This window comes from Nitrosospira sp. Nsp1, from assembly GCF_900100985.1.
In the GTDB taxonomy this organism is placed as follows: domain Bacteria; phylum Pseudomonadota; class Gammaproteobacteria; order Burkholderiales; family Nitrosomonadaceae; genus Nitrosospira.
On record NZ_FMUF01000028.1, the window covers coordinates 24,092 to 36,835 of the forward strand.

Consider the following 12,744-nt stretch of genomic DNA (forward strand, 5'->3'; position numbering starts at 1 on the left):
TGCGCTGCCCGATCCCCGCTGCGCGGGTTCTCTCGGGCGACGCTTCGGGACACCGTTCCATTCCAAGAAGTTGCAACGCAGCCATGTGCCGCAAAAATTGTGTAATTCTCCCCGTGGCGACTTCATCCGGAAGGTGAGCGTCAAGTATGTTATTAATCATAACACTGATCTATTAAATGAGCAGTCAACTACCGGATTTAGGTTAAATAGTCTGCAAGAGATGCAGTACGGGCTTCAGTCTCATATCCTCCGCTTCTTTTTTTAGCGCGATCATATCCCACAAGTCATTATCGGGAAGATCCAGCAATATTTCAAATTGCCGGAGTTCGGCTTCATCCAGTTTAGCGTAATACGCATCCATAAACCGTTGCAGCACGATATCCAGTTCCAGCAGGCCACGACGACAACGCCATCGAGCACGCTCCAGTTTCCTCATACTGTTCTCTTAACCATCATGTCTTTGATCCGCCCGATGGCGCTGGTGGGATTCAATTCCTTGGGGCATACGTCCACGCAGTTCATGATGGAATGGCAGCGGAACAGGCGGTAGGGGTCCTCCAGATAATCCAGGCGCTCGGCTGTCGCCTGGTCGCGGCTGTCGGCAAGAAAGCGGTATGCTTGCAATAGCCCGGCGGGGCCCACGAATTTATCAGGATTCCACCAGAATGAAGGACACGCAGTGGAGCAGCATGCGCAAAGAATGCATTCGTATAGCCCATCCAGCTTTGCCCGGTCTTCAGGCGATTGCAACCGCTCGGTTTCCGGCGGGGGGTCGTTGTTGATGAGGTAAGGCTTGATCGAATGATACTGCTGGAAAAATTGCGTCATATCCACGATCAGGTCGCGTATCACGGGGAGCCCTGGCAATGGCCGCAGTTCCACGGGCTCTTTCAATCCGGCCACAGGGGTAATGCACGCCAATCCATTGCGCCCGTTGATATTCATTCCGTCCGATCCGCATACTCCCTCCCGGCAGGAACGGCGCAGACTCAAGCTGTCGTCTAAGGTTTTTATCCGGATGAGCGCATCCAGCAGCATCCTGTCGGCCGGTTCCAACACGACATCATAATCCTGCATGTAAGGTTTTTCGTCCTTATCGGGATCGAAGCGAAAAATAGAGAATTTCATAGTCTGTTAACCTTTCAGCGGATGTGAGAGAGCATCGGGCGCTACGCCTGCGATTCGCAGGAGATAACACATCGACGCTTCCTCATCATCCGCGATAAAAAAGCCGAAAAACAACCCGACCAGCCCCCGAAAGACAGCTGAGGCCGGCCGATCGGTCTTTACTCGACAGGAATGACCGGTTTTGCATCCCATATCTTATTGGCATATTGCATGATGGTATGGTCACTGGAAAATTTACCCATGTTGGCAATATTCAGAATTGCCTTTCGTATCCACTCGTCCTGGTTCTGGTATGCGATCGCGACCTTTTCCTGACAAGCGATGTAAGCGGCATAATCTGCCAACAGCATGTACTTGTCGCCGCCCTGCAAGAGAGAATCTACAATCGGTTTGAAACGGCCCGGCTCACCCACCGAAAAAAAGCCCGAAGCGATCATATCCAGCACCGTCCGCAATTCGGCGTTAGCGTGGTAAAAATCCCAAGGCTGATAACCCTTTGCTTTCGCCTCGGCGACCCCTGCCGCCGTGAGGCCGAATATGAATATATTATCCTCCCCGACTTCGTTGCGGATTTCGATATTTGCGCCATCCAGGGTGCCGATCGTGAGTGCGCCGTTCAATGCCAGCTTCATGTTTCCGGTACCGGAAGCCTCTGTACCCGCTGTTGAAATCTGTTCGGAGAGGTCTGCCGCCGGAATCATTTCTTCCGCGGTCGATACATCGTAATTGGGTATGAATACCACTTTCAGACGCCCCGCCACCTTTGGATCATTATTGACGACATCGGCGATATCGTTGATAAGCTTGATGATGAGCTTGGCAGTGGCGTAACCGGGTGCCGCCTTGCCGCCGAAAATGATGGTACGTGGAACGTACTGGGCATTTTGATCCTCGCGAAGGCGGTTATAAAGCGTCACTATATGCAATACATTGAGAAGTTGTCGTTTGTATTCATGGATCCGTTTGATCTGGACGTCGAACAGCGAATCAGCACTGATATCAATGTTGTGCTTATGCTTCAGCATGGTGACGAACCGCTCCTTGTCCGCGCGCTTCACGTCAGCGAACTCCTTGCGAAAAGAAGCGTCGTCGGCAAGTGGAATCAGATGTTTCAACTGACTCAAGTTCTTGACCCAGCCAACGCCGATGCGCGAAGTGATGAGTTCGGCCAGCCGCCGATTGGCCTGGTTCAGCCAGCGGCGCGGCGTGATACCGTTGGTAATATTGATGATCTTACCGGGAAAAAACCTGTCGAAATCCGCAAATATGGTCTGCTTCATCAGTTCGGTATGAATTTGTGCTACCCCGTTCACCTTATGGCTGCCGACAATGGCGAGATGTGCCATGCGGACCCGCCTGCCTCCTTCCTCGTCAATGATGGACATGCGGCGCAGTATCGCGGTATCGCCGGGATATCGGTGCATTACATCTTTCAGGAAGCGGCGATTGATTTCGTAGATGATTTGCATATGGCGCGGCAAGACATTTTCGAACAGGGCGACTGCCCAGGTTTCGAGCGCCTCGGGCATCAGCGTATGGTTGGTATAGGCGAAAGTGCGGATCGTGATATCCCACGCTTTGTCCCAGTCGAGACGGTGCAAATCCACTAATATGCGCATCAGCTCCGGGATCGCAATGGCGGGATGCGTGTCATTCAACTGGATCGCGACTTTATCCGGAAGGGCATCGAAATTGGTCTGGTACTTGTTATAGCGATAAAGGATGTCATGCAGCGAAGCGCATACGAAGAAGTATTGCTGTTTCAGGCGCAGCTCGCGTCCCATTGCCGTGGTATCGTCCGGGTAGAGTACTTTGGACAAATTTTCGGAATCGTTCTTATCCTCCACCGCTTTGACATAATTGCCCTCGTTGAAGTAGCGTAATTCGAAATCGCGCGTCGCCTTCGCAGACCATAAACGCATGTTGTTGACGGTATGGGTGCCATAACCGGGGATAGGGGTATCAAATGCCATTGCCATTACGTCATCGGTATCGATCCAGTGGTAGCGCGATATGTCATCCTCATCTTCATATTGAACCACATGGCCGTGAAATTTGACTTGATGCAACACCTCCGGGCGGGGGAACTCCCAGGGGTTGCCATAGCGTAACCAGTTATCCGGATGTTCCACCTGCCTGCCGTCCTCGATACGCTGCGCAAACATGCCGTATTCGTAGCGAATGCCATAGCCATAACCTGGAAGGCTGAGCGTCGCCATGGAATCGAGGAAGCAGGCAGCGAGACGTCCCAGGCCGCCATTTCCCAAGGCGGCATCCGGCTCTATTTCACGTACGTCGTCCAGGTCGATCCCCAGTTCACTGCATGCCTCACGGAATTGCTGATCAAAACCGAGATTATGTACGCTATTCATCAGGGTGCGCCCCATCAGAAACTCCAGGGAAAAGTAATAAACCCGCTTGGCATCATTGATGTAATAGCTGCGCATGGTCTCCATCCAGCGGTCGATCAGGCGGTTGCGCACCATGTAGGCCGCAGCAAAGAATCTGTCGCGATTGGTGGCGGTGATCGTGTCTTTACCTACTGAATAGGTCAAGCCGTTGGAAAGAGAGTGTTTGACTGAATCCGTGTCGAGACCGACTTTTTCATGTTCAAAGATGGAAAGCTTTAAGGGATTATTCATGATTTATCCTGTTAGGTTTACGATAAATACAAAGATGTCCACTAGACGATACTGCTCTCACAAAAACAGGTACGGCATCAAACAGGTACGCATCAATAAGCTTGTAAATCAGCGCCTTCAGGGTCCAGTGAATGGCGCCAGAACTGATCATCACTATCAAACAAGCGATAGGTACCTCGTGGTCCCCAACTGCCGGCGTTATAACCGTTGATAAAATCGCGCTCCATCGCCCATACCTTGATGATGGGATCGACTGCGCGCCAAGCCCATTCCACCTCATCAATACGAAGAAATAATGAATGGTCACCCTGCATCACATCCAGCAGCAAGCCCTCGTAGGCGTCATGCTCCTGGTCGCTTTGCTTGCGGTAGGTGGCATCCAGGCTGATGGTGCGAGTCGTCAGATCAAATCCCGGCACCTTGACCTGAATTTCCATTTTCAAGGAGTCATTGGGCTGAATGCCCAGCATGATCCAGTTCGGGCGCGATGACTCATGATGCTCCTGGTGCATGCGGCGCAGCAAATCCTGGGGCGGCCTCTTGAAGCGGATACAAATTGCAGAACTGTTTTCCGCCATGCGTTTGCCGGTGCGCAGATAAAACGGCACGCCAGCCCAACGCCAATTGTCGATGAACAGTTTCAGCGCCGCATAAGTTTCCGTGGCGCTGTCCGGCGCCACACCAGGTTCATCCACATAGGCGGGAACAGGTATGCCATCAATAGTGCCGCTGGTATATTGCCCGCGAAAGGCATGCGCATGTACCGAATTCTGCGTGATTGGCCGTATTGCCTGCAGCACTTTCACTTTTTCGTCCCGCAGATGTTCCGCGGCCAATGTTACCGGCGGTTCCATCGCCACGAGAGCAAGCAACTGCATCAGGTGGCTCTGGATCATGTCGCGAAGCGCCCCGGCCCCCTCGTAATAATCAGCGCGCCCAGCAATGCCCAGGGTTTCCGAATGTGTAATTTGCACATGGTCGATATAATGATTGTTCCATATCGGCTCCAGCAATATGTTGGCGAAGCGAAATACTATTACGTTTTGCACCGTACCCTTGCCCAGGTAGTGGTCGATGCGGTAGATTTGCGGCTCATTCAAATGCCGGTACAGGCTTCCCTGCAAAGTCTGTGCACTCAGCAAGTCATAGCCGAAAGGCTTTTCAATTACCACGCGGCACCAGCCTCTCTGCTGATTCAGCAACCCTATCACGCCGAGCTTGTCGATAATCGCCGGAAACGCTGAAGGTCGAACAGCCATGTAAAACACGGTGTTGGGTGGGAACCCCGGTGTTTCTTCCAATACTTTCTTTAATCTGAGATAAGCATCGCCGTTGGTGGGGGAGTTGGGATGATAATGCAGCCGGGCACGAAAACGTTCGAAGGCCTGCTCATCGATACCGTCAGCAAATTTCGACTGAAGCATCTTCGCTACCTCTGCGATCCACTGATCATTGCTCCACGGTTCAAGGCTGCAACCGAGTATTGCCATTTTGTCCGGCAAGCGCCCGGCTACGTCCAGTCGAAACAGCGCAGGAATCAATTTGAGCCGCGACAGGTTCCCGCTCGCTCCGAAGATCACCAAGACACAAGGTTCAATAGTTTTCATTCTGTATTCCCTCTTGTTTTATTGCCGGCGCCGAAAGCGGTACAAATTCCGAAACATGACTGGCGACAGCCATGACCATTTTTGTCTTATCTGGCCATTCTTAAATGTCCCATTTATGCTGGATTTTCATTTGACATGGGACGCGCTTGATATTCGTCATTGCCATTTGTGGTGCGTTTAACCTAAATCCGGTAGTTGATCGCTCCTTTATAGATCAGTATTATGATTAATAACAATATTTCATATCATTTGGCATTCACGTTCCGGGTGAGGTCGCTACGGGGAGAATTGCACAGTTTTTGGGGCACATGGCTGCGTTGCAACTCCTTGGAATGGAACGGCGCCCCGAAGCGTCGCCCGAGGGACTCCGCGCAGCGGGGATCGGGCAGCGCAGGGGATGCCGCGATCGCGCTCCACACGCAAGGGGGCGCACGCATCCCGCTTCGGGGTCGCACCTTCCTGCGGAAGGCACTACTCCGCCCTGCGCGGTCGCATTCCGCGTCGTTGCGCCTTGCCCTGCACCTCAAAAACCGTACACTTCTCCCCGTCCAACTACCGGATTTAGGTTTAAAACAAGCTGATGCGTAATAAAATCCATGATTGAATGTTTTCGTCAGTAGGTTCTCGCCTTCGGTGGGAAAGAATCCACGGTCAACGGTTTCAACCGGACCGGCTTGTAATCCAGCCGGCGCCCTTCGCTGAAATACAACGTATGCTTGAGCCACTTATCGTCATCCCGGCTGGGAAAATCATCGCGCGCATGGGCGCCGCGGCTTTCCGTGCGCGCCTCCGCCGAAATCATGCTGGCTACAGCCACTTCCACTAAATTGTCGAGTTCCAGTGCTTCCACCCGGGCGGTATTGAATACTCTGCTTTTGTCCCTGATCTCGGTGTGTCTGGCGCGCTCGGCCACTTCCTCGATCTTTTCCACCCCCTGCCTGAGCGTGTCCGGGAAACGGAATACGCCGCAATGCATCTGCATGGTCTTGCGTAAATCGTCGCTTACTTGCGCTACGTTTTCGCCATCCTTCTGATTGTTCAGGCGGTCAAGACGCGCGAGCGCTTTATCTGCGGCATCGGCAGGCAGTTGTTTATGATGCGGATGCCTGTTCAAATCCTCAATAATCTGGTTGCCGGCAGCGCGGCCGAAAACGATGATGTCGAGGAGCGAATTGGTGCCGAGGCGATTGGCGCCGTGTACGGATACGCAAGCGCACTCCCCCACGGCATAAAATCCCTGCACGACCTCCTCAGGTCCGGTTTTATACGGCGCAACCACTTGCCCATGCAAATTGGTGGGGATTCCCCCCATCATATAATGCGCGGTAGGCACCACTGGAATCGGGTCATGGATCGGGTCTGTATGGGCAAATTTCATGGCGATTTCACGAATACCGGGCAATCGCGCTTTAATCACATCCGCACCGAGATGATCAAGTTTTAGCAGCAGATGGTCGGCATCCCCGCCGCAGCCGCGCCCTTCCTTTATTTCCATCGTCAGCGCACGCGACACCACATCCCTGCTGGCCAGGTCTTTGGCATGGGGCGCGTAGCGTTCCATGAAACGCTCGCCGTTTTTATTGAGCAAATAGCCGCCTTCGCCGCGCACCGCTTCGCTGATAAGTATGCCAACTCCATACACGCCAGTGGGGTGAAACTGCCAGAATTCCATATCCTCCAGAGGGAGGCCTGCGCGTACCGCCATGCCGAGACCATCGCCCGTATTGATCAATGCATTAGTGCTGGCACTGAATATGCGGGCGCCGCCTCCGGTCGCAAACAGCGTCGCCCTAGCCTGCAGGAGCATGACGTCGCCGGTTTCGATGTCCAAGGCCGTCACGCCGCATACATCCCCTTCTTCATCACGGATCAGATCCAGCCCCATCCATTCAATAAAAAACTGGGTGTTGGCCTGCACATTGCGCTGATATAACGTATGCAGCATGGCATGGCCGGTGCGATCCGCCACGGCGCACGAGCGCGTTGCCTGGGCGCCGCCGAAATTCTGTGATTGACCGCCAAATGGACGCTGGTAAATTTTCCCGCTCTCCAGGCGGTCGAACGGCATGCCGAAATGCTCCAGTTCATACACCACTTCGCTGGCCTGGCGACACATGAATTCGATAGCGTCCTGGTCGCCGAGATAATCCGAGCCTTTCACGGTATCGTACATATGCCAGTGCCAGTTATCCTCCGTGACATTTCCGAGCGCCGCGGCAATGCCACCCTGCGCAGAAACCGTATGGGAACGGGTGGGGAAGACCTTGGATAACACGGCCACCTTGAGTCCCGCCTCGGATAATTGTAATGCCGCGCGCATGCCGGCGCCGCCGGCGCCCACGATTACCGCATCGAATTTTCGCTTACTTATTGTCATGCCATCTCCAAAGCCCACAAAATTTCCGCAGACCAGATCGTATAAAATATCAGGAACAGGATGACCAGTATCTGTAACGTCAGGCGAATGCCGGTAGCATGAACATAATCCATCAGAATATTGCGCATTCCGATCCAGGCATGCCAGAAGAGGCTGACAAGAAACAGGAAGGAGGCGATTCGCATCCATCGATTACTGAATATTGCTTTCCAGGATGCTTCATCATGCGGCGGCGAAATCATTAATATTGCTGCAAGTAAAAGCGTAAAGACAACCATGACTACTGCGGTGATGCGCTGAGCCAGCCAGTCACGCAGACCGTAATGAGCGCCGGTTACGACGCGCTTTACCATATCCACGCCGCGATCAGTAGCGTGAGAATGATCCCCACGGTCAGCACCAGCTTACTGGTGAAGCGTGCCTGTTCCAGTTTGCCGCCATAATGCAGATCCAGCGCCAGAAAACGAATGCCGGCAAAAAGATGATGCAGGAAAAACCACAAGAAGAGTGTTAACGCGATCTTGAAAAGTGGGTTCTCCAGAAAAGATTGAAATTGAGCGTAGCCTTGCGGTGAGTTTAATATCAGGTCAAGGCCGCAAAGGAGAAGCGGAATGCCCGGAAAGAACAGCAACGCTCCGCTCAAGCGATGCAGGATCGAGATCACGGCAGGGAGCGGCTGCCTGATTTCCAGCAGATTAAGATACTTGGGACGTTTTCTCTGCAATTTTTTTCGCTCTCCGGTAGGTCGGATCCTGCCTTTACGGATTAGTGTAGACCGTTATACCGAGCGGCACAACATGAGTTCCCTCATAAATAATCCCTAAAAAAACTAAGGCATTACATTCGGATTCAGCCCGAATGCATCTTGAACGATTTTGAATTGGCAGCAGCGCGGAATATTTTTTATCCGAATTACTCGATGTACTAAAAAATCTTTTTTTTAAATCCTTCGCATCGAGCGGGATGCTTGAGCATAAAATGCGAATACGAAGGAAGGTGCATTACTCATCCATTGATGGGTGAGTTTCGGACTTCGCTACGTTGGATAAGCGTGCCGGATGCGTGTTAGACAAGCGCGTCGGATGCGTGGTAAATTCCAGGAAATTTCTTGTCCCGGCAACTCACCTACAGGAGTGCAGGAATGGATCGTCCTATTCGCATAGCGATCACGGGTGCAGCCGGCCAGATCGGTTACAGTCTACTGTTTCGCATCGCTGCGGGAGATATGCTTGGCCAGGACCAGCCTGTCATTCTGCAGTTACTGGACATACCGCCGTCATTGCCTTCGCTCAAGGGCGTCATAATGGAGCTCGATGATTGCGCATTTCCGCTGCTGGCGGACGTAACCATCGCCGATGATCCCAAATCCGCTTTCCGCGACGCCGATATCGCAATGCTCGTGGGTGCGCGCCCGCGCAGCAAGGGTATGGAGCGTAAAGATTTGTTGGAGGCAAACGGCACGATATTTATCGGTCAGGGCAGGGCGCTGAATGAAGTTGCCCACCGCGACGTGAAGGTCCTGATCGTGGGCAATCCCTGCAACACCAATGCCTACATCGCCATGAAAAATGCACCCGACCTGAAGCCGGCCAATTTTTCGTCAATGATGAGGCTGGATCATAATCGCGCCTTGTCGCAGATTGCCATCAAACTGGGCCAATCGGTAGGCAGCGTAAAAAAAATGATCGTCTGGGGCAATCATTCCGCCACCCAGTATCCCGACTTGAATCATGTCGAGGTTGGTGGAAATAAGGCCGCCTCCCTCATCGATGACCCTGCCTGGGTAGAAGATTATTTCATCCCTACCGTGCAGCATCGCGGTACGGAGGTCATCGAGGCGCGTGGTATGTCGAGCGCAGCAAGCGCCGCTAATGCTGCCATCGCTCATATCCGTGATTGGGTTTATGGCACGCAAGAAAATGACTGGGTATCCATGGGCATCTCTTCCGATGGCAGCTACGGGATTCCTGATGGTGTCATGTATGGTTTCCCCGTGGTATGCGAGAAGGGGGCCTACCATATCGTTCCTGATCTTGAGATCAGCGAATTCAGTAAGGAAAAAATGCAGGCTGCCTATCGGGAACTGGTGGATGAGCGAGATTCCGTGAAGCATTTGTTTGGGAAGTCCGCAGCTTGATTTTTCAACGCCTATGATCATCTCCGCTGGTTCTCGTTTTCGCGCCGCGCTTGCCGAAGAGAAGCCTTTGCAGGTGGCGGGTTGCATCAATGCGTACGCAGCGCGCCTCGCGGCCCGAACCGGGTTCAAAGCACTCTATCTTTCCGGCGGCGGTGTGGCAGCGGCGTCGCTGGGCGTGCCCGATCTTGCTATTTCGACGCTGGACGATGTACTGACCGATGTGCGCCGCATCACGGACATCACCGATCTGCCGCTACTGGTGGATGCGGATACCGGTTTCGGCGGTGCTCTCAATGTCGCCCGCACGGTGAAATCAATGATCAAAGCCGGCGCAGCGGCGATGCACATCGAAGATCAGGTTGAGGCGAAGCGTTGCGGTCATCTTCCGGGCAAGATGATTGTCAGCGAGGCGCAAATGGTTGATCGCATCAAGGCTGCGGTGGATGCCAGGACCGATCCTGAGTTTGTCATTATGGCGCGCACCGATGCACTGGCGGTTGAAGGACTGCAATCCGCCATGGAGAGGGCGTGCGCTTGCGTGGAAGCGGGCGCGGATATGATCTTTCCGGAAGCCGTGACTGAACTGGACACCTACCGCCAATTCGCCGCGATCGTGCGCGTGCCGGTCCTGGCCAACATAACCGAGTTTGGCGCGACGCCCCTTTATACAGTCGAGGAATTGGCCAAGGCCGACGTTTCCCTGGTGCTTTATCCATTATCCGCATTTCGCGCCATGAGCGCTGCTGCCCTGAACGTGTACCGGGCAATACGCAACGAAGGCACCCAGAAGAAGACGATCGAAGCCATGCAGACTCGCGCCGAGCTATATGACTTTCTTGATTACCATGCCTACGAGGAGAAATTGAATAGCATGTTTTCCGAATCCAGAAAGCCTGAAAATGAGTAAGACTACCGAAAGCGCTCCTGCCAGAATCAAGAAATCCGTGGTGTTGTCAGGTGTGATAGCGGGAAATACCGCCATCTGTAGCGTCGGCAGAACGGGCAACGACCTGCATTATCGCGGTTATGACATTCTCGACATGGCCGATAGCTGTGAATTCGAAGAGATTGCCTATCTGTTGGTGCATGAGAAGCTACCCACCCTGGACGAACTGGCTGCGTATAAGGAGAAACTCAAAAGCCTGCGCGATCTGCCTGTCGACGTTAAAACCATCCTGGAAGCGATTCCGGCAACCGCTCATCCGATGGATGTGATGCGCACCGGTGTATCCGCATTGGGCACGATAGTGCCGGAGGCGGAGAAACATACCATCGATGGCGCGCGTGATCTGGCGGACCGGCTTCTGGCCTGCCTCGGCTCTATTCTGCTTTACTGGTACCACTATTCGCACAATAATCGTCGTATAGAGCTGGCGGTTGATGAGGATTCCATAGGCGGACATTTCCTGCACCTGCTGCACGGCAAACCACCACCCCAGTCGTGGGTGAAGGCAATGCATACTTCACTGGTGCTGTACGCGGAGCATGAGTTCAATGCTTCCACTTTTGCCGCTCGCGTGATTGCCGGCACCGGGTCCGATTTCTACTCGGCAATCACCGGCGCTATTGGGGCGTTACGCGGCCCCAAGCACGGCGGCGCCAATGAGGTTGCATTCGATATCCAGACGCGCTATGGCAGCCCGGATGAGGCCGAGGCGGACATCCGCCGCCGCGTGGCCGATAAGGAAATCATCATCGGATTCGGCCACCCGGTATATACGAGCGGCGATCCGCGTAACAGGATCATCCGGGAGGTTGCGAGGAATCTTTCAGTGGAAGCTGGCAATACGGAAATGTTCAGTATTGCGGAGAGATTGGAAACAGTAATGTGGGATATAAAGAAAATGTTTCCCAATCTCGACTGGTTCTCCGCTGTGGGTTATCACATGATGGGGGTACCGACAGCGATGTTTACACCGCTGTTTGCGATCGCGCGCACCAGCGGATGGGCTGCGCACATCATCGAGCAACGGGTGGACAACAAGATTATCCGGCCTTCCGCGAATTATATCGGGCCGGAGGAGCGGGAGTTTATGCCGATTTCGGCGCGAACGTAGCCGGATTGATTGGAACCCTAATTATAAGCAAGAAACAAGGAACCTCTCTGTACAAGACGCATGCAAAAGAGGTATCCAGACCGAACAGGTGTAGTAATAGACAACATATCAGTTCTCAAGCTGTCGCGTGCAACTTCAATCCTTGCGCTTTCATTACTGCTGATTCGCATTACTTTTCTCTTCGTTATTAGTGCCTTGGTCGGCTGTACTTACTTCTCCCATTCGAGTGCACCTTTTGCTGGAAAAATCGGTACTGATTCGCCAATTGCATATCACTGCAAGAGTGGTCGTACGGTGGATGCATCTTATCACTCCAACACCACAGCCATTGTGCGGTACGAGGGTAGAGCTCGCGAAATGATTGTGGCGATATCGGGCAGCGGTGCACGCTACGTCGGTGGTGGGCTGGAATGGTGGACGAAGGGCGTGGGGCCAGGGTCACAAGGGACGCTGTTCCGTCAAGAAGATGACGGCACTAGCGGAGAAATAATCGAGATGTGTGTTCAAGTGACGAGTACAAGATCCCAAGATTAATGAAGGGGTTATCGGATAGATCGTTCGATGGGGAGAAGTTGGTTGTTAATTCAAAGTGGTAGGTCGGGCTCTGCCCGACAATGAAAAAGTGGGGGTGTAAATAATTTTGTGTAATCGGTCATTAGACAGGAGACTGTCATCCATAAGGAAGAACGATGACCAAACGTAAAATAGTAGAGCCCGACCTGATCGATCGATTGCTGGCTGATTACCAGAAACCGGAAGACCTGCTTGGTGAGAACGGGATACTCAAGCAGCTGAC

11 protein-coding genes are annotated in these 12,744 nt (G+C 53.1%); 4 read left to right on the top strand and 7 right to left on the bottom strand.

Going from position 1 to position 12,744, the window contains the following annotated elements:
* Positions 1-202 precede the first annotated feature (202 nt).
* The 7 genes from BLP78_RS13690 to sdhC all read right to left on the bottom strand — a co-directional run bounded on the left by BLP78_RS13690 (position 203) and on the right by sdhC (position 8,478).
* On the bottom strand, positions 203-436 hold the full coding sequence (locus tag BLP78_RS13690; RefSeq protein WP_025040754.1) for an FAD assembly factor SdhE: 234 nt from the start codon (positions 434-436) through the stop codon (positions 203-205).
* Positions 433-1,128 (bottom strand): succinate dehydrogenase iron-sulfur subunit, encoded by a 696-nt coding sequence (locus tag BLP78_RS13695; RefSeq protein WP_090460081.1) that lies wholly within the window; start codon positions 1,126-1,128, stop codon positions 433-435. Before BLP78_RS13695 ends, BLP78_RS13690 begins: the two co-directional genes overlap by 4 nt.
* Before the next feature lie 158 nt (positions 1,129-1,286).
* Complete coding sequence (locus BLP78_RS13700) at positions 1,287-3,770, bottom strand: glycogen/starch/alpha-glucan phosphorylase (RefSeq protein ID WP_090460083.1); 2,484 nt, start codon at positions 3,768-3,770, stop codon at positions 1,287-1,289.
* Positions 3,771-3,862: 92 nt separating this feature from the next.
* Positions 3,863-5,377, bottom strand: a complete 1,515-nt coding sequence (gene zwf / locus BLP78_RS13705) for a glucose-6-phosphate dehydrogenase (RefSeq protein WP_025040752.1) — start codon at positions 5,375-5,377, stop codon at positions 3,863-3,865.
* A 613-nt stretch (positions 5,378-5,990) separates the two neighbouring features.
* Positions 5,991-7,754, bottom strand: a complete 1,764-nt coding sequence (gene sdhA / locus BLP78_RS13710) for a succinate dehydrogenase flavoprotein subunit (RefSeq protein ID WP_090460086.1) — start codon at positions 7,752-7,754, stop codon at positions 5,991-5,993.
* Entirely contained in the window at positions 7,751-8,107 is a 357-nt protein-coding gene (sdhD, locus tag BLP78_RS13715; RefSeq protein ID WP_090460088.1) for a succinate dehydrogenase, hydrophobic membrane anchor protein, read from the bottom strand. Before sdhD ends, sdhA begins: the two co-directional genes overlap by 4 nt.
* Positions 8,101-8,478, bottom strand: a complete 378-nt coding sequence (gene sdhC, locus BLP78_RS13720; RefSeq protein ID WP_090460090.1) for a succinate dehydrogenase, cytochrome b556 subunit — start codon at positions 8,476-8,478, stop codon at positions 8,101-8,103. The genes sdhD and sdhC overlap by 7 nt, the downstream gene beginning before the upstream one ends.
* Positions 8,479-8,895: 417 nt before the next feature.
* Between sdhC and BLP78_RS13725 the strand changes: the two genes are divergently transcribed.
* From BLP78_RS13725 to BLP78_RS16305, 4 genes are read left to right on the top strand one after another with little or no spacing between them, the layout of a single operon-like run.
* Positions 8,896-9,891: a malate dehydrogenase gene (locus BLP78_RS13725; RefSeq protein WP_090460092.1), complete on the top strand. Its 996-nt coding sequence runs from the start codon at positions 8,896-8,898 to the stop codon at positions 9,889-9,891.
* Positions 9,892-9,904: 13 nt separating this feature from the next.
* Positions 9,905-10,798 carry a methylisocitrate lyase gene (gene prpB / locus BLP78_RS13730; RefSeq protein WP_090460095.1) on the top strand — a complete coding sequence of 298 codons (894 nt, stop codon included), beginning with the start codon at positions 9,905-9,907 and terminating at the stop codon, positions 10,796-10,798.
* The gene (prpC, locus tag BLP78_RS13735; RefSeq protein WP_090460097.1) at positions 10,791-11,948 is read left to right on the top strand and encodes a bifunctional 2-methylcitrate synthase/citrate synthase; all 1,158 of its coding nucleotides are present in this window, start codon (positions 10,791-10,793) and stop codon (positions 11,946-11,948) included. The genes prpB and prpC overlap by 8 nt, the downstream gene beginning before the upstream one ends.
* Positions 11,949-12,008: 60 nt before the next feature.
* Entirely contained in the window at positions 12,009-12,482 is a 474-nt protein-coding gene (locus tag BLP78_RS16305) for an MliC family protein (protein WP_090460098.1), read from the top strand.
* Positions 12,483-12,744 lie beyond the last annotated feature (262 nt).